Origin of the sequence: Anaerocolumna jejuensis DSM 15929 (genome assembly GCF_900142215.1) — a bacterium.
GTDB classification, from domain to species: Bacteria; Bacillota; Clostridia; order Lachnospirales; family Lachnospiraceae; genus Anaerocolumna; species Anaerocolumna jejuensis.
In genome coordinates this window covers 557,267-576,016 of record NZ_FRAC01000007.1, presented here as the reverse complement: position 1 = coordinate 576,016, position 18,750 = coordinate 557,267, and the positions used below count along the sequence as shown (strand labels likewise).

General features: G+C 45.3%; 12 protein-coding genes. 1 reads left to right on the top strand and 11 read right to left on the bottom strand.

Features of this window, described 5'->3' with window-relative positions; genetic code table 11:
- Nucleotides 1–110 precede the first annotated feature (110 nt).
- From nifJ to BUB77_RS05920, 10 genes are all read right to left on the bottom strand, one after another.
- Entirely contained in the window at nucleotides 111–3,653 is a 3,543-nt protein-coding gene (gene nifJ / locus BUB77_RS05970) for a pyruvate:ferredoxin (flavodoxin) oxidoreductase (RefSeq protein ID WP_073273823.1), read from the bottom strand.
- A gap of 64 nt (nucleotides 3,654–3,717) precedes the next feature.
- Nucleotides 3,718–3,912, bottom strand: a complete 195-nt coding sequence (locus BUB77_RS05965) for a CDIF630_02480 family spore surface protein (protein WP_073273821.1) — start codon at nucleotides 3,910–3,912, stop codon at nucleotides 3,718–3,720.
- 126 nt (nucleotides 3,913–4,038) lie between these two features.
- Nucleotides 4,039–6,969 carry an ABC transporter substrate binding protein gene (locus BUB77_RS05960; protein WP_073273820.1) on the bottom strand — a complete coding sequence of 977 codons (2,931 nt, stop codon included), beginning with the start codon at nucleotides 6,967–6,969 and terminating at the stop codon, nucleotides 4,039–4,041.
- A gap of 355 nt (nucleotides 6,970–7,324) precedes the next feature.
- Complete coding sequence (locus BUB77_RS05955) at nucleotides 7,325–8,083, bottom strand: tRNA threonylcarbamoyladenosine dehydratase (protein WP_073273818.1); 759 nt, start codon at nucleotides 8,081–8,083, stop codon at nucleotides 7,325–7,327.
- A gap of 89 nt (nucleotides 8,084–8,172) precedes the next feature.
- Nucleotides 8,173–8,811, bottom strand: a complete 639-nt coding sequence (locus tag BUB77_RS05950; protein WP_073273817.1) for a DUF3793 family protein — start codon at nucleotides 8,809–8,811, stop codon at nucleotides 8,173–8,175.
- A gap of 259 nt (nucleotides 8,812–9,070) precedes the next feature.
- Complete coding sequence (gene msrA / locus BUB77_RS05945; protein ID WP_073273815.1) at nucleotides 9,071–9,589, bottom strand: peptide-methionine (S)-S-oxide reductase MsrA; 519 nt, start codon at nucleotides 9,587–9,589, stop codon at nucleotides 9,071–9,073.
- 259 nt (nucleotides 9,590–9,848) lie between these two features.
- Nucleotides 9,849–10,940, bottom strand: coding sequence for an exosporium glycoprotein BclB-related protein (locus tag BUB77_RS05940; protein ID WP_073273813.1), 1,092 nt, complete (start codon nucleotides 10,938–10,940; stop codon nucleotides 9,849–9,851).
- 224 nt (nucleotides 10,941–11,164) lie between these two features.
- Entirely contained in the window at nucleotides 11,165–13,477 is a 2,313-nt protein-coding gene (locus tag BUB77_RS29060; protein ID WP_278277705.1) for a hypothetical protein, read from the bottom strand.
- 407 nt (nucleotides 13,478–13,884) lie between these two features.
- Entirely contained in the window at nucleotides 13,885–15,654 is a 1,770-nt protein-coding gene (locus BUB77_RS05925) for a methyl-accepting chemotaxis protein (protein WP_073273811.1), read from the bottom strand.
- A 172-nt stretch (nucleotides 15,655–15,826) separates the two neighbouring features.
- On the bottom strand, nucleotides 15,827–16,243 hold the full coding sequence (locus tag BUB77_RS05920) for an Hsp20/alpha crystallin family protein (RefSeq protein WP_073273810.1): 417 nt from the start codon (nucleotides 16,241–16,243) through the stop codon (nucleotides 15,827–15,829).
- Nucleotides 16,244–17,093: 850 nt separating this feature from the next.
- Here BUB77_RS05920 and BUB77_RS05915 point away from each other — a divergent pair.
- Nucleotides 17,094–18,050: a S8 family peptidase gene (locus tag BUB77_RS05915; protein WP_073273955.1), complete on the top strand. Its 957-nt coding sequence runs from the start codon at nucleotides 17,094–17,096 to the stop codon at nucleotides 18,048–18,050.
- Nucleotides 18,051–18,138: 88 nt separating this feature from the next.
- Here the strand turns inward: BUB77_RS05915 and BUB77_RS05910 are convergent, their stop codons facing one another.
- Nucleotides 18,139–18,693, bottom strand: a complete 555-nt coding sequence (locus tag BUB77_RS05910) for a rubrerythrin family protein (RefSeq protein ID WP_073273808.1) — start codon at nucleotides 18,691–18,693, stop codon at nucleotides 18,139–18,141.
- Between the last annotated feature and the right edge of the window lie 57 nt (nucleotides 18,694–18,750).

Below are 18,750 nucleotides of genomic sequence, written 5' to 3'. Positions count from 1 at the left end.
ATGAGACCAATGACGGAAAAGCTTCCGCCCACAACATAAAAATGCACCGTAATACTTAAATCTCCGCATTACGGCGCATCAAAACTCATGCATAAAATTAACTTTATTTTTTATGAATTTACTTTAAGCTCCGCAAGGGTCTTATAGGTCTCGTAACGCTCTCTTGCCTGCTCTTCTGCTTTCTGAAACAGTTCTTCCGATTCCTTGGGGTATGCCTTTACAAGGGAGCTGTAGCGCACCTGTCCTAAAAGGAAGTCTCTAAAGCTGCCTGTCGGTGCTTTGGAATCCAGGACAAAAGGATTCTTGCCCTCCTTTTTAAGCTCCGGATTATAGCGGTACAGATGCCAGTAGCCTGCCTTTACGGCTTCTTTAACAGTCTCCATGCTTTTACCCATTCCGACCTTTATACCATGACTGATGCAGGGGGAATAGGCAATGATAATGGAGGGCCCTTTGTAGCTTTCGGCCTCTTTTACTGCCTTTAACAGCTGATTGTTATCCGCATGGATTCCCACCTGTGCCACATAGACGTTGCCATAGGTCATCATCATTCTTCCCAAATCCTTTTTGCCGGATTTTTTGCCGGAAGCAGCAAACTTGGCTACAGCGGCAACAGGAGTTGATTTGGATGCCTGCCCGCCGGTATTGGAATAGACCTCTGTGTCAAACACCAGCACATTAACATCCTCTCCGGAGGCCATTACCTGGTCAAGTCCGCCATAGCCTATATCATAAGCCCAGCCGTCGCCTCCCACAATCCAGTGGGACCTCTTCACCAGATAATCCTTCTTCTCAAGAAGTTCACCTATCAGCTTTTCCTTCTCTTTGTCAGCGGTCTTGTATCCCGACAACGCTTTTAACAGCTTTTCACTGACCGTCCTGCTGACTTCTCCATCCTCCTTATAGTGAATCCAATCATTTAACAGCTCCTTGAGCTCCTCTTCAATCCCGGTATCCAGCAGCTCCTTCATGAGAGCCTCCAGCTTATTCCGGATTTGCTTATTGCCCAGGTACATGCCAAAGCCATATTCCGCATTGTCCTCGAAGAGTGAATTAGCCCAGGCCGGTCCTCTTCCTTCCTTATTGGCAGTATAGGATGTGCTCGGTGCAGAGGCTCCCCAGATGGAGGAACAGCCTGTTGCATTGGCAATCATCATCCTATCCCCGTAAAGCTGTGTAATAAGCTTAATATAAGGTGTTTCACCGCAGCCGGCACAGGCTCCGGAAAATTCGATGAGTGGCTGCCTGAACTGACTGTCCTTTACGGTGCTTCCAAGGGGAGTATCATTTTTGTGGCCTATTTCATAAAAAGCATATTTCCAGTTGGGAACCTGCACCTCTGTCTGGGTGTCAATGGGCTTCATAACCAGGGCTTTCTCCTTTGCCGGACAAATATCCGCGCAATTGCCGCAGCCGGTGCAATCCATGGTACTTACCTGTATACGGAAGACATAATTCTCATAACCTTTCCCTGTTGCCTTAATAGCAGTATAATCCGCCGGGGCATTTTTCATATCCTCTTCCGTCATCAGGAAGGGCCTGATAACTCCATGAGGACAAACAAAGGAGCATTGGTTGCACTGGATACAGTTCTTATCAATCCATTCCGGTACATTGACGGCAATGCCGCGCTTTTCAAAAGCGGTGGAGCCATTGGGGAAGGTTCCGTCCTCTCTTCCGTTAAAGGCACTGACAGGCAGGGCATTGCCCTTTAATTCCTGTATGGGGCGCATAATATTCTCCACGAATTCCGGCTCTTTTTCCCCTTCCCGCTTTTCCTCTCTGGCATCCTTCCAGTTCTCCGGTATTTTGACCTCATGAACTCCCGAAACACCCTTATCAATGGCTGCATGGTTCATGGCTACGACCTGCTCCCCTTTTTTACTGTAGGAATAGGCTGCCGCATCCTTCAATGCCTTTACAAATACTTCTTCCGGCAGAATATCAATGAGTTTAAAAAAGGCGCCCTGCATTATCATATTAATCCGGTTGCCAAGGCCAATTTCCGCAGCAATGCTTACGGCATCAATGATAAAGAAGCGGACTGCCTTATCTGCCAGTGCCCTTTTTACCCTTGCAGGCAGCATTTCTTCCAGTTCCTCTTCCTTCCACCGGCAGTTTAAAACAAAGATTCCGCCGGGCTTTAAATCACTCAGCATATCATATTTATTGATATAGGACTGGTTATGGCACGCCGCATAATCCGCATGGTCTACCAGATAGGTGGACTTTATGGGTGATTTGCCAAACCTTAGATTGGACATGGTAATACCGCCGGATTTCTTGGAGTCATAGTCAAAATATGCCTGTACATTATAATCGGTAGAATTTCCTATGATCATGATTGCCTGCTTATTGGCTCCCACCGTTCCATCCGAGCCCAGTCCCCAGAATTTACAGGACTTTCTGTCAGCAGGCTCTGCCTGGAATTTCGGAATCAGGGGCAGAGAGGTTTCCGTGACATCATCCGTAATGCCAATAGTAAAATGGTCTTTGGGTGTTTCCTGCTTTAAGTTCTCATAAACTGAGGTAATATCAACCGGTCCCGTATCCTTGGAGCCAAGGCCAAAGCGTCCTCCGATAATGAGGGGCTTATCCTTTCTATCTGAAAAGCTGGCGCAGACATCCATATAAAGTGGCTCATAGAGGGCTCCGGGTTCTTTTGTCCTGTCAAGAACAGCAATTTTCTTTACAGAACCAGGAATAGAATCAATCAGATGTTTCATGCTGAAGGGCCTGTAGAGGTGTACCTTTACAAGTCCGTATTTCTCACCCCTGCTGTTATGGTAGTCTATGGTTTCCTCTATGGTCTGGGTCACGGAACCCATGGCAATAATAATATATTCCGCATCCTCTGCTCCATAATAATCAAAGAGTCCGTATTTGCGTCCTGTCAGCTTTCCTGTCCTCTCCAGGTATTCCTCTACAATTGGAATCAGGTCTTGATAAAAGGGATTGCTGGATTCCCTTCCCTGGAAATAGATATCCGGATTCTGAGCCGTTCCTCTGGTAACCGGATGGTTGGGAGAAAGTGCCCTTTCCCTGAATTTCTTTAAGGCCTCCCAGTCAAGAAGGGATGCATAATCCTCATAATCCAGAGCTTCTACCTTTTGTATTTCATGAGAGGTACGGAATCCGTCAAAGAAATGTACAAAAGGCACCCTTCCCTTTATGGCAGAAAGGTGGGCGACCGGTGCCAGATCAATTACCTCCTGTACAGAGCCGCTTGCCAGCATGGCACAACCCGTCTGCCTGACGGCCATAACATCCTGATGGTCTCCGAAGATACTCAAGGCATGGGCTGCCAGGGCTCTTGCACTGACATGGAAAACACCGGGAAGCAATTCACCTGCTGCTTTATACATATTGGGAATCATAAGCAGCAAGCCCTGGGACGCCGTAAAGGTAGTCGTCAATGCCCCTGCCTGCAGGGAGCCGTGAAATGCACCGGCAGCTCCGGCCTCAGACTGCATTTCTACTACATTTACACTTTGTCCGAAAATGTTTTTTCTTCCCTTTGCCGCCCAATCATCGGTAACTTCGGCCATATTGGAGGATGGGGTTATGGGATAAATTGCTGCTACATCGGTAAAGGCATAGGCTGCATAGGCTGCTGCCGTATTACCGTCTACTGTCATTGTTATTTTAGACATTTTTTCCTCTTTCCTGAATATCCGCTCTCCAAATGGATATTCGATAATCAGTAGTTAAAAATTGTTATAACTGGCTTCCATTGTCAACCCAGTTCTTGGCTTTTCCCACCTCATACTCTGAAGGTATGGACACATTACTGTCATTTACTGATTTTTCTTCGTTAGCCCAGGCTGCCGTTTCTTCACTGTTCGTAGCCTTAATCTTATTAAGTCTTTTATTTTGGACAGAGTTTAAAGTATCTTCTTTTTTCTCCTGCATAATATCTCCTTTTCCATCATGTGATAAAGATATTAATTAACCAAAACCCTTTAAAATATACAAAAAGCTGCCGCAAAGGCTTTGGAATTAACCTTTGCGGCAGCTCTGACTTTTTCTGTTTCTGCTTTATTGCATTGTTTGATTGATAAAATTATAATTATAGACATTTTCAATATCCTGGCTGGCAAGAGGTTTGCTGAACAAATATCCCTGAATAAGGTCACAGCCGCCCTCTTTTAACCTGTAATACTGATAAGTCTCCTCGATTCCCTCCGCTGTTATAATGAGATTCAGGCTATGCATAAGACCAATGAGGCTGCACATTACACTGTTGTCCAGATTTATAAATTTCTCGCAAAGGGACTTATCCAGCTTGATCTTGTTGACAGGAATGAAGGTCAGGTAATTGATGGAGGAATACCCTGTTCCAAAATCATCCATGGCAATCCGCAGTCCCATAGCCTTCAGCTCATTTAAAAATGTCAGTGTATTTTCCGTCTCTTCTACCAAAATACTTTCCGTAATTTCGATTTCCACATATCTGGGGTCAATCTGGTACTCCTGCAGCGTATCATGCAGGAAGGAAATATACTCTCTGTCATTTAACTGCTTTCCTGAAAAGTTAATGGCAACGGGTTTTACCGGATATCCTTTATCCCGCCATTCTGCCATCTGACGGATTGCTTCTTTGGTTACCCATCTGCCGATGTCAATAATTAATCCGCTCATTTCCGCCACTTCAATGAACTTTGCCGGTGACAGATTTCTGTTCTTTAAGCGAAGAAGTGCTTCGAATTCATCAATCTTTCCCGTATTGACATTTATCTGGGGCTGATAGAGCAGGCGCAGGCCGTCATCCCGTAAGGCATCCCGCAGGATATCCTCGATTTCAGCCTTGCTTCTGATGTCCTCCAGAATTTTATCACTGTAAAACATATGGTTGTCCCTGCCATTATCCTTAACAAAATACATGGCTGTATCTGCGTTGATCAGGAGCCGTTCCATGTCCGAATTGTCTTTCGGAAAAACAGTAATTCCGATGCTGAACTTCACAAGGTGCTCTGTTCCCATCAGCTGAATGGGCTCGCTGAATAATTCCTTTATTTTCTCCAGGCAGCTTTCTATCAATAATTCAACATCATTGCCGGTAATCAGGACGATAAACTCGTCCCCTCCAAAACGGTAGGCCAATATATTCTCACCTATAAGAGTACGGATACGCTCTGCAATCAATGAAAGCATTTTATCCCCGTACAAATGCCCTACGGAATCATTGATTCCCTTAAAATTATCGATATCCATTAAAAGGATGGCTCCGCAGGCTTTTGCCTGTAATTCCGTGTTTATCTTTTCCATAAAGCTCATCCGGTTGGGAAGATTGGTCAGATGATCATTACTTGCCAGATACTTGATAAATTCCTCCTGCTCCTTAATTTTTGTAATATCAATGAGCAGCCCGTTCAACGACGTTACCGTTCCCTTTAAATCATGGACTCCCTTGCCGCTGAGCAGCACCCAGATTTTCTCCCCTTTGTGGTTATAGAGCATGAGCTCCCTATAAATCTTATCTATTTCCCCATTAAGGTAACGGGTATACTCCGCTATAACAGTATCCTTCTGCTCCTTACTCAAAATTCCGTCCAGAAGTATGTCAATATCCTTCATCTGTGTAAGCTTGGAATCAACACTGTTTAAAAATCCCTCTGAAACAGACAGGGTCCTTAAGGTAACATCATACTCCCAGACAGCACTGCCGGTACTTTCTACGGCTATGCTGTACTTTTGGTTCAGGATTTCTATTTTTTCCATATGCTGCTGGGAAAGCTCATACTGCACTCTTAATTCCTCTTCCGATGCCGTCAGCTCTTCGTAGGTCTGAACTAATTCCTCATGACTTTCCTGCAGTCTTTTTTCCATTTTCCTTCGTCTGATATTATCCGTACTAAGCAGTATGATAACCAGTAATGAAAGAGATACAATTAAAACGAAATTCGCTGTAAGTATCGGATGCTGTTCCATAAAGGAAATTTTACGTCCCTCTATCTTAGAACCTTCAGGAAGGTTATGTAATGAAATATGGTGCTTTTTTAAAACATTATAATCAAAAATGTAGTAGTTAGGACTTTTAGTAACAATAGGGATTGAATCAGGAGAGGTTCCTTCAAAAATTTTCTTAAGAGTTTTGGCAGCTTTTACACTGGAATGATAATACGAAAACATTTTACCGCCAAGTACTCCATTGCCGACTCCGCCGACTTCCGCGCGGATTATGGGAACTTTGGCAGCTTCGCTCAAGAGGGCGGATGCTTCCGGTATGGTAATATCGGTGTTCGTTTTGTCCGTATACATACTTAAATATAATAGAATAGTATCATTTCCCAGCTTACTTACCAAATCGCCCACTTCAGCAAAGGTGTACTTTGCCGCATTGATCTCATCAAAGGTAAGCTCCGGAAATTCATCTTTTAAAGAGTAAAACTGCCTTTCATCGCCAATTCCCGTTAAGGTGCCGTCAACAATGGCAACAACTCTCTTCGCCTTCTTATTAAGGCTGAGTCCTAAACGGATGTTATCCTCCAGGGAAAGTTCTTCGACAATGCCTGTTATATTGCTTTTCTGCTCCGCTGCCTTCACCCTGTCCGTATCATTAACTCCTAAGAACACGATGGGAATACCTGGAAACATCTCTTCCTGATAATCCATTACAAATTGCAGTGCATAGTCATCCCCAACAATAACACCATCATAAGCAGGAAGATGTTCCAGCTTATACTGAAGAAGATCATGAAACAATTTTCTGCTCTCATCCGTAACAAAGCGCTTGGAATCCATATATTCAAAATCTACATTGTACTTCTCTTCCGGGAATACGGACCGGATTCCTTTCACTTCATCGGGAACACTTGGAAAATTTTCATTATAAGAACTAATAAAGAGTATATTCTTTCCCTTCTTCTCATTGGCAGAATATGCAGTTAAATTATTGTATACCGAAAAAATAACAAATACCACCAGTATACAGGTTATAATCTTCAATATCCGCTTTCTCTTATGCATAGATTCCCCTTATTTATTCCATATACTGTAATTTTATTTATTATAACACATATCGACTGTTTCTGCTATAGTTTACTGTAATTTTCTTCAGGAGCAAATTAATGCAGTAAATTGATTGATTATTATATACAATATATACAATTATTATAGTTTAAAAAGGGGCTGTTGCAAAAGGAAGCTCTGCGGAGTATGACTTGCCATGATGCACTGTTTGACAGACAGATGATATGATTTGTATGCTATAAGCGAACATTTTATGTACGATTTTAGCATACAAATCATGTCAGATGTCGGTCAACCGGTGTGTGTGGCAAGTTATACTCCGCAGAGCTTCCCTTTGCAACAGCCCCTTCCTTTATCGTACTTCTGTTATATCCTTAATCACTTCTCCGGCAATAATGAGACCGGCTACAGAGGGCACAAAGGCATTGCTTCCCGGAATCTGCCTTCTCTCCGTACATTTTCTCTGGGCACCGGGAGGACAGATGCAATTGGCTCTGCAGCTGATTGCCATATCTTCAATAGGCTTTCTGGCAGGTTCCTTGGAATAGACCACCTTAAGCTTCTTGATTCCTCTGACCTTTAATTCCTTTCTCATAACCTTTGCCAGAGGGCAGATACTGGTCTTATAAATGTCTGTCACCTCAAACATGGTAGGGTCTAATTTATTTCCGGCTCCCATACAGCTTATAATAGGTACACCGCTCTTATCCGCTCTTAATACAAGCTCAATTTTACCGGTTACTGTATCAATAGCATCGACAATATAGGTGTATTCCGAGAAATCATACTTTTCGGCTACCTCGGGAGTGTAAAAAGTCTGATGAGTATTTACTACTGCTTCTGGGTTAATATCCAGTATCCGTTCCTTCATGACCTCAACCTTGTATTTTCCCACAGTCTTTCTGGTAGCGATTATCTGGCGGTTGATATTGGTTAAACAGACCTTGTCATCATCAAAAAGGTCAAAAGTACCTACTCCGCTTCTTGCCAAAGCCTCCGCCGTATAGCCTCCGACACCGCCGATACCAAAAATCGCAACTCTTGCGTCTTTTAGCTTCTCCATACTGTCTTTACCAAATAAAAGTTCTGTTCTTGAAAATTGGTTTAACATTTTCTGCTCCGTTCTGAAAATTCACTGTAATGCCTTTCTTTGACCTGGATTATGATAACATTAAACCCCACCCCTGTCAATTGAACCTTTTAATGCCTCGGAGAGAAACTTATGATATCTATTAACGGCCTTCCGGCAAAGAACAGCCTGACCGCTTCCCTGCGGATTCTGGAAAATGTATCAAATATCTTTATTGCTTCATCCGCATTCTGATAGACCTTCCAATAACCGCACAGAATATAGTTCTCCCCGTTATTTCTGATATATTCCTCCACATCGGCAGCCGGATACCCCAGAATAATGCCGATTTCATGAGGAAAATCCTTTTGAATTCCCATGACCTTATTTTGCTGGTACCTGCCGTACCTTTTCATTAACTGCTCCATTACTTCTTCCAAACCGGAGGTAATAAGCGTATAACCGTTACCGGAAAGCAGCGGATTACCTGCATTTCTCTTAAGCACCTCATAAAGCAGGTTCCTGTTGTATACTATGATATATATTTCCGTTTCACTTTCATAAAGAATCCGGTAAGTGCAGCCAAAGTTCCCGCTTTCCCGTAAAAGAGCTTTCAAAAAATTGTCTCTGCTATCAATATACCTCTTGCGAAAACTGACCAGACTGGAGGGCTTTGCTTTAACAAGGGTCGGCATACAGCAGTTGGCCAGGGTAAAAGCCACATAAGAAGAGGTTCTGTCCTCTCCTATTAAAAAGATATCATCGCTCATAAAATTCTCCTGCAAGTCAGTATTTGATAATCATTCTCATATAATTGTATTCCACAACTGCTTTATCAGTCAACAGTATTCTTGAGAACAATTATCAATACTTACTACTTCTATATTTTTATAGGTAGGATTTGTACTTTTATGAATTTTATGAGCTGCCGGATTATTGGCATTAATTACATTATTTTACCGCTGTTCTTGTCTTTTTGCATTAATTACATTATTTTGTCGCTGTTCTTGCCTTTTCGAATTAATTAAATTATTTTGTAGCTGTTCTTGCCTTTTCGAATTTATCAGCCCCTATATGGCAGTAGCCGCCGGGATTCTTATCCAGGTACTTCTGATGGTATTCTTCTGCCAGATAATAATTTCTTAAGGGCAGTACCTCAATGGCAACAGGCTTTTCATATTTTTTCTGCAGCTCCTGTATGGATGCTTTGATTACGGGCAAATCCTCTTCTGCCACGTAATAAATACCGGTACGGTACTGGCTTCCCACATCCGCTCCCTGTTTATTGACAGAGGTGGGATTTATAACGTCATAGTAAAGGTTTAAAATAAAGGCCAACTCTATTTTTTCAGAATCATACACCACCTTCACGGTCTCGGCATGTCCGGTATTATTGCGGCATACTTCCTGGTACGTGGGATTCTCCGTATTGCCGTTGGCATATCCTACACTGGTTGCCAGTACTCCCTGTATTCCCGAAAGGTATTTCTCAGTTCCCCAGAAGCACCCTCCCGCAAGATATATTTCTTTTTCCGTGATATTAGACATTTCACTACCTTCCTTCTGTTCAATTCTGCTATCTAACAGTTATTATAACACAGGCGGATAACTTTTAACATATTCCCGAAATCCTTTTTTAAGACTTGATACCAGTGTCATTATATACTTGTTTATAAACGATATATTTAGAACAGATTCCACCTGAATCATTTTCAATATAAAAGGGATATCTGCTGAAAGAATGAATCGGCTATCCATTCTGACTGCAATATCCCTTTTATATTTAACTAGGAGGCTTTGAGGTTATTTATGAAATTCCAAGCCCTGCACTCGCATACCCTACGATGCTTGTTGCAATTCCCAGACCGGAAACAACAGATGCAGAGAATATAAGCAATAATCTTGATCCTGCTGTTACAGGTATGGAAAGGCCTGTTGTAATTCCGCTTACTTTTTCTCCAATTGCAATAATACCTGTAAGTGTCGGTGCAAGCTGTACTACTGCTCCGGGTATAGCTGTAAATTGGTTACTCGAAGAAGAAGCTCTATACAGCTGTGCTGTAATCCTGACTGTGGTACCAATCAAGCTGATTGCGGCATCAACGCTAAAGTATGCTGCCAAAGAATTTATTGTTCCATTTCTAGGCATGGAAAATGCAAAATTATTGATATTAGTAGTGTCAATTATACCATTGATTATTCGAATTCCTGTAGCGGAACTTCCAAAACCAACTGCGGCTGTCGTACCAACTAATCCACCAAGTATTGTAGTCAATGCAACAACATTACCGGATGCATAAGGAATAATGGTAGCTGCACCAGCGGGACCTGTCGGCCCCTGAGGTCCTTGCGGGCCTGCCGGTCCCTGGGTTCCTGTGGCTCCTGCCGGGCCTGCCGGTCCCTGGGCTCCTGTAGCTCCTGCCGGGCCTGCTGGTCCCTGAGCTCCTGCCGGGCCTGCTGGTCCCTGGGTTCCTGTAGCTCCTGCCGGGCCTGCCGGTCCCTGGGTTCCTGTAGCTCCTGTCGGGCCTGCCGGTCCCTGGGTTCCTGTGGCTCCTGCCGGGCCTGCCGGTCCCTGGGTTCCCGTGGCTCCTGCCGGGCCTGCCGGTCCCTGGGTTCCTGTGGCTCCTGCCGGGCCTGCCGGGCCTTGGGCTCCTGTGGCTCCTGTGGCTCCTGTCTGGCCTGTGGCTCCTCGTGGGCCTTGGGGTCCTGTGGCTCCTTGAGGTCCCTGTGGTCCGGGAGGTCCAGGTGGTCCGGGAGGTCCGGGAGGTCCAGGCGGGTACGGATCCGGATCACAGCAATTTGATCTTCCTGAATTCCTTGATCCATAATAATTTGCTGCACTTACATTCATGTCATCTTGGTCATAGGATTTGCTTTTTGACGAATCATTACTATTCATGCAAAAACTCCTCTCCAATAAAATAGGATTTTGAAATCCTACATTATATATATGACATATACACTGATAGGTTCCTATATTTCCGCATTATTCGTCCCTCTACCTAACTCCAAGAAAATTCCAGGTAAACGCTACTGCCCCTCCTCGTATTTGGCCATACTTTCAACAATGTACATTACATAGTAATAAGGCGCCCTTAAGATCGGGCGCCTTATCCTAAAACATCATGATAATTTTAAAACCGTAAGGGCTGCTACTACGCTGCCTGGTGCAAGATCAGGGAAGGTAATGGAAATGAAAGAATCGTTAGTGACTGTCAGGACGGCTGGTACAGTTGTTACCTCCACAATTGCAGTGATTTCCACTCTGATTGTAGTAGCCGTATCACCTGTAGTACCTCCCGGAATCGGTGCTCCATTAAGGTTAATGGAGACTGATGTCAGAGTTCCTAACACATTTGCTTCAAATATAACCAGATATACGCCGGTTTGGGTCAATACAGTATCTGTTTCGTTAGATAACAAAACTCCTGCAGGCGTATTCGGAACATTTCCGGTGTCAAATACAAACTCTGCACCGCCGGCTATGGTTCTGTCAGAATTCGTACTGTAACGGAAAATATAGGAACTGGTGAATGCCGGACCTGCCGGGCCCTGTGGGCCTTGTGGACCTTGAAGTCCCTGTAGTCCTTGCGGTCCCTGCGGACCTGTAGCTCCTGCCGGACCTTGTGCTCCTGTTGCTCCTGTTGCACCTGTGGCTCCTGCCGGACCGGGGTCTCCCTGTGAACCTTGCGGACCTGTGGTTCCTGCCGGGCCTTGGGCTCCTGCCGGACCTGCCGGGCCAGGATCTCCCTGCGGACCTTGTGGGCCTGTGGCTCCTGCCGGACCTTGGACTCCTGCGGGACCTGCTTCTCCTTGCGGACCTGCCGGGCCAGGGTCTCCCTGCGGGCCTTGCGGGCCTGTGGCTCCTGCCGGACCTTGAGCTCCCGTAGCTCCTGTGGCTCCTGTGGCCCCTGCCGGACCCTGTTCTCCCTGCGGACCTGCCGGACCTGTAACTCCTGCCGGGCCTTGGGCTCCTGTGGCTCCTGTTTCTCCTTGTGGGCCTGCCGGACCCTGTTCTCCTTGCGGACCTGCCGGACCTGTGGTTCCTGCCGGGCCTTGGGCTCCCGTGGCTCCTGTTGCTCCTGTGGTACCTGATGGGCCTTGTTCTCCTTGCGGACCTGCCGGGCCTGTTGCTCCTGCCGGGCCTTGGGCTCCCGTGGCTCCTGTTGCTCCTGTGGTACCTGCCGGACCCTGTTCACCTTGCGGACCTGCCGGGCCTGTGGCTCCTGCCGGACCTCGGGCTCCCGTGGCTCCTGTGGTTCCTTGCGGGCCTGCCGGTCCCTGCTCTCCCTGAGGGCCTGCCGGACCTGTGACTCCTGCCGGGCCTTGGGCTCCTGTGGCTCCTGTTTCTCCTTGGAGGCCTGCCGGTCCCTGTTCTCCCTGTGGACCTGCCGGTCCTGTGGCTCCTGCCGGGCCTGTTGCTCCCGTGGCTCCTGTAGTTCCTGTTGGCCCTGCGGGACCTTGTGCCCCTTGCGGACCTTGCGGACCTGTGGCTCCTGCCGGGCCTTGAGCTCCTGCGGGACCTGCTTCACCTGCCGGTCCTGCCGGACCAGATTCTCCCTGGGGACCTTGCGGGCCTGTGAGGCCTGTGGCTCCTGTTGCTCCTGTTGCTCCTACCGGACCTGTCAGTCCCTGTTCTCCCTGTGGACCTGCCGGCCCTGTGGCTCCTGTTGCTCCTGTTGCTCCTATGGGACCTGCCGGACCCTGGACTCCTTGCGGGCCTGCCGGTCCTGTGGCTCCTGCCGGGCCTTGTGCTCCTGCCGGACCTGCTTCACCTGCCGGGCCTGCCGGACCAGATTCTCCCTGGGGACCTTGCGAGCCTGTGAGGCCTGTGGCTCCTGTGGCCCCTGTGGCTCCTACCGGACCTGTCAGTCCTTGTTCTCCCTGTAGACCTGCCGGACCAGTTGCTCCCGTAGCTCCAGTTGCTCCTGTCGGACCTGCCGGACCCTGTTCTCCCTGTGGACCTGCCGGACCTGTAACTCCTGCCGGGCCTTGTGCTCCTGTGGCTCCCGTTTCACCTTGCGGACCTGCCGGACCGGATTCTCCTTGCAGCCCTTGCGGACCTGTGGCTCCTGCCGGGCCTTGTGCTCCTGTGGCTCCCGTTTCACCTTGCGGACCTGCTGTACCGGATTCTCCCTGCAGCCCTTGCGGACCTGTGGCTCCTGCCGGACCCTGTGGACCTGCCGGACCTGCTAAACCTGAGGGACCTGCTGTACCTGCCGGACCTTCCGGACCTGCTTCACCTTGCGGACCCTGGGCTCCTGTAGCTCCTGTCAAGCCGATAAGACCTTGTTCACCTTGCGGGCCAGTAGGACCTATAGCACCAGGTGATCCTGCCGGACCTGTAGCTCCTGTAGCTCCTGTGGCTCCTGCCGGACCTTGCTGACCGGGAGGGCCTGCCGGGCCTGCCGGACCTCTGGGACCCATAGGACCCATAGGGCCTTGTGGTCCCATAGTTCCGGGAGGTCCAGGTGGTCCAGGAGGGCCGGGATGGCAAGGAGGTTCTGGCGGTGGGCAAGGTGGTCCGGGCGGTCCAGGTGGGCAAGAAGACGGTGGACTAGAAGGGTTATGTCCATAACCGTCGCCGGGACGGCCTGTATTCCATCCACCGTTTAAAGCAGATGCTGAAACGGTAGATCTATCATCTTTTAGACGCTTACCTGCTTTTCCAGAGTCTGATAAATTAAAACCAGCGTTCATGCAAAAAGCTCCTTTCATGAATTCAGGATAAGATATCCTGCACGATAATATAAGGGAAGCCATTCTTGCTTCCTATCATATAAATATGATAGATACGCTGTTTTGTGTCTGTTATTTTGCTTTTTAAAAAAATATAAAGAGATTTAATTCATGGAATACTCCAGTAAATACCTTTCCAGCTTGTCTGCCTGAATAATAAATTCTTCGCTCATAGCAGCACTCTCCTGCGCAGCTGCGGCATTTTTTTCAATAATAGGTGTTATGTCCATTAAAAACACATGGGTATTTTTTAGCTCTTTTTGTATTTCGCTTGTATTCTGAGCCAGTTTTTCCATCACATTGTTGGTCTCTTCTGCAGCCTTTACAATTCTGATAAAATTTCCTGCCGTATTGTCTGCCTGCCTGGCCCCTGACTGAATAGCATTTACTGTGTTACTGATTAAACCGGAGGTGGATTGTACTGCCTGAGTACACCTGGCAGCTAATTTCCCGATTTCCGTTGCCACAACACCAAAGCCCTTTCCGTTTTCTCCCGCTCTGGAAGCTTCAATAGCCGCATTTAAAGCCAATAGATTTGTCTGCTCGGCTATTTGTTCAATTACGGCAATAATTTGTGATATCTCTTCTGCCTGCTGCTTAATGACCTCCATGGCTTCAAGCACCTTTTTCATGCCGCCGTCACCTTCCCTGGCTGCTCTTACCGATGCCTCCGTAAGTTCACTGACCTGCCTGGTCTGCAAGGCATTTGTATTTATCATGCCAACAATCGTTTCAAGCTCTCCCATCAGGCCGTTTATCCTGTTATTCTGCTCTACGCTTCCATCCGCCACTGTTTTAGCTGTTAAAGCAATCTGGGCAGAACCTGTTGTTATATCTTTTGCAGTCACTGATATTGCTTCTATGACCTGTTTCAGAGACAAAATTGTATTTTCCAGAGATGTCTTTATGGGTTTAAAATCCCCTTCATAATCCAGGTCCACTTCAACCGTAAGATTTTTTTCCTCCAGCTGCTTTACTACATAGGTAATATTATTAATATAATTATTTAATTTTTCTATAGTCAGCATGATTCCCCGGCACAGAATTCCCATTTCATCCTGAGAGGAAATATGCAGTTCAACGCCTAAATTACCGTCCGCCATCTCTTTCATAACTGCCATAATGCTCTCAACCGGATTGATTATGCTCTTAATTGTCCTTTTCAAAATGTGGATACCGCTGACAGTACCCACAGCAAAAAGCAGTAAGAATAACCCTATGCTTACTGCAACTTTTATATTCGTAACGTCCATATAATGCTGTCCATAAGAAGCCGTAAAGCTTTCCAGACCTTCCAGTTCCTCCAGCATATGACTATGTATGGGGACATAATCATTTTTATAGGTACTGTATATTTTCTCCTGGTCAAATTCCTTTGCGCTTTTTAATATCTGCTGCCTGTAACGGTCTGCTTTTTCCAGCTCCAATTGCAGGCTTTTTATAGTTTCCTGATTCTTTTTGTTTTGTAAAACAGGTATGGAAGCCAGTTCCTTTATGTATGAATCCAGCAAGCCATATTCTGTTTCGGAGCCTTCAATATATTTACTGCACAACTCCTTATTCTTTGTCATATAGCTGCGGTAAATATTATTCTCTATGGTTTTCATGGAAACCTGAGCTTTTAATACCTTTTCTTCTGTTGTATAAATCTGAGAGTGGAATTTATTCGTCATGTTTCTTAAAGAAATGATGTTTATAAGAGATACTGCTACCATTAAAAGAACTACTACTCCTATATAGCCAAAAGTTACATTAAGCCTCTTTCCTATGGGCATATCATAGATTCGGTTTATTTTATCCTTAATGTGTATACGTTTTCTGTTGTTCTTCTGCTTTTCGGCCCTTCCCTGTTTCTTCTCTTTTGTAATATTCATCACACAGCCTCCGTCTTGACCCCTTTTTATTATCCAGAAATAATTTAGCAATTTCCTGTAAAATCTTTATTGCACTATTGTAAAGTTCATGTAAAAAGGCTGCACTGACCGTTTCATCCGGTCAGTGCAGCCTTGGAATTACTTTATATGCAATGGAAACTTAGAATTTACATTACTGAATTTCAATTGATTTATTGCCATCTGTCAAAGCATCTTCTTTGGGAAGTGTAACGGCAAGAATACCATTATTATACGAAGCCATTATTCTGTCCTTATCAACTCCAGCTACAGAAAAAACTCTCTGAGAGGAACTTAAATTTCTCTCTCTTCTGATATAATTATCCTTTTCCTCTTTTGTCTCATCCTGATGGCTGGCCTTAATAATAATCATGTCATTTTCAAGCTTCAGAGAGATATCTTTCTTCTTAAAGCCCGGAAGCTCCGCCTGTAAAAGGTAATGGTCCCCCTTATCCAGCACATCTGTGCTTCCGCCTTCAAAGCGGCTAAAAAAGTCATCAAAGAAATCATCAAACAGATTACTGAATAAAACCGCAGGTCTTCTTTGTTCCTTTAACATAGGTCTTAACATAAAAATCACTCCTTTAAATGTGAGGACCTTTCCTTATGCCGGTCCTGGTATCTATATGTTCTATTTACGCTAAATGTTATACATCATATATAACATCAAATCAATAAATAAAAAATAAACATTCTGTAAATTTATAATAAAGTATAGTCTTCTTTCCATAAAGCATTGGTATTTCTATGGAAGAAAAGCCCTTTCACACCAGATTTATGACATGATCTCCCCAACAAATCCCCCCATTTCTATAACAACAGGCAGTTTGCACAAAATAGAAAGCTTCCTGCGCCTATGGAAATGTATTAGAAGTCCTTTTCTCTGAAGCTTTTGTGCTATATCATCAAACAGATTGTCTGAGCCCACGAGTTATCTGTTTGATGATATGTCCAGCACAAAAGCTTCAGAGAATTAGGACTTCTTATACATTGGAAGGAAGCAGGAAGCTTTCTATTTTGTGCAAACTGCCGTCCCCTTGTGATAAACTGCCCTTTTGTCTCGTATCTAAACCTGCCTCAATAGTCTCCCTTCCCAAATCACAGAATTCTAAACTATTTATCAGAAATTGCAATGATTTTAAATGATATTTCGCATAAAGACAAGAAGAAGCTTCATAAGATTAATAAGACCGTAAAGAAAGAATGGCTGCCATATGAACCAAAAAGAAAAGGTACAGATTATTGTCCGCTGCAGTGATTACGAAAATAACTACAATGAAGTTGCTTCTATGGGTAAGCTGAAATATAAATTGCCTATGATTGATTCTTATGTTATAGAAGTGGAACCGGATAAGTTAAAAGACCTCCAGTCAGAGAATCAATTGTGGAGTTACGAATTGGATACCCATATTACTGCACAGATGAACCGTGTTGCGGATATCATAGATTTAAAATGGGCCCATGACCGAAATATCATGGGGGAAAATATCGGGGTTGCTGTCGTAGATACGGGTATCTGCATGCATAAGGATTTTACGGAAGGTAAAAACCGTATTAAATCCTTTCACGATTTGATACACGGAAGAATTGAGCCCTATGATGATAACGGCCATGGAAGCCATGTATCCGGTATTATCGGCGGAAACGGTTTTCTCTCCGGGGGCAGATATACCGGAGTAGCCCCTAAATGTGACCTTATTGGAATTAAGGTATTGGACCAGAAAGGGGACGGAAATATCTCGGATGTTTTAGCCGGCCTGCAGTGGATTATTGATAATAAATCCAAATACAACATCCGGGTTGTTAATATATCTGTAGGTACTACTACCAAGGACAATGCAGACGAGAATTCTCTCCTGGTAAAGGGGGTCAATGCCGTATGGGATGCAGGCATCGTAGTGGTGGTAGCCGCCGGTAATAACGGGCCGAGTCCCATGTCCATCTCTACTCCCGGTATCAGCAGAAAGGTAATAACCGTCGGCTCCTCTGATGACCGGATTACCGTAGAGCTTTTCGGAAACAAGACGATGGATTATTCCGGCAGGGGTCCTACGGCTTCCTGCGTAAAAAAGCCGGATATTGTTGCACCCGGATCTAATATCGTATCCTGCGGTACCATGAAAAATTATCAAAGATACCGTTATAATGTTTTAAATAATCCCAGAAATGATTATACCAATCTTATGTATGCTGTTAAGAGCGGCACCTCCATGGCTACCCCCATTGTGACCGGTGCCATAGCTCTTTTGCTTTCCGCATATCCTTCTCTTTCCAACAAGGAGGCCAAACTTAGGCTGAGGGACTGCGCCATAGATCTTGGCTTTCCCTGGTCCAAACAAGGCTGGGGACTTCTAAATATCCCAAGGCTGTTACAGTAAAATTTCAAAAAGCTCCATTCCTTTCCTGTAATGTCCTCTAAACAGACGAGCAACGGAAAGTTATGGAGCCTCTTTATTAGCACCTTTATCAGAATTTCTTATACATTTCTTTTTTCGCACCGCATACAGGGCAATTATCCGGGGCATCGTTTAAAATAGTATGTCCGCATATAGGACAGACATAAACTGCTTCCAGCTTAATATCCTGCTTGCCCTTTGCAGCATCCTGTGCCTGCTTGAATAACTCTGCATGAATTTTCTCAGCTTCCAGTGCAAAGTGGAAGGAACGCTGGGCTCCCTTTTCTTCCTGAAATTCAGCAGCATTCAGGTATACAGGATACATTTGTTCCACCTCATGAAGCTCACCATTAATGGCTCCCTGCAGATTTTCCACGGTTTTTCCGGTGCCAAATACCGCGCCTGCCACTACTGTAGCATCCGCCGTATCGCCTCCAATTTCCTTAAAATGGTTATTGGCATGTACTCTTTCCGCATAAGCAATTGCCTCAAATAATTTTGCTATGTTAGGAAAGCCTTCTTTCTCAGCCATGGCTCCCCAGGTCAGATACCTCATATGGGCCATGCTTTCTCCGCCGTAAGCAGAATGTAAAAAGTCACTGGTCATTGCATTTTTAACTGCCATCTTAAACCTCCTGTATAATATAATTTATTTTTCAGGGGGAAGTGCCATAAATGGCAC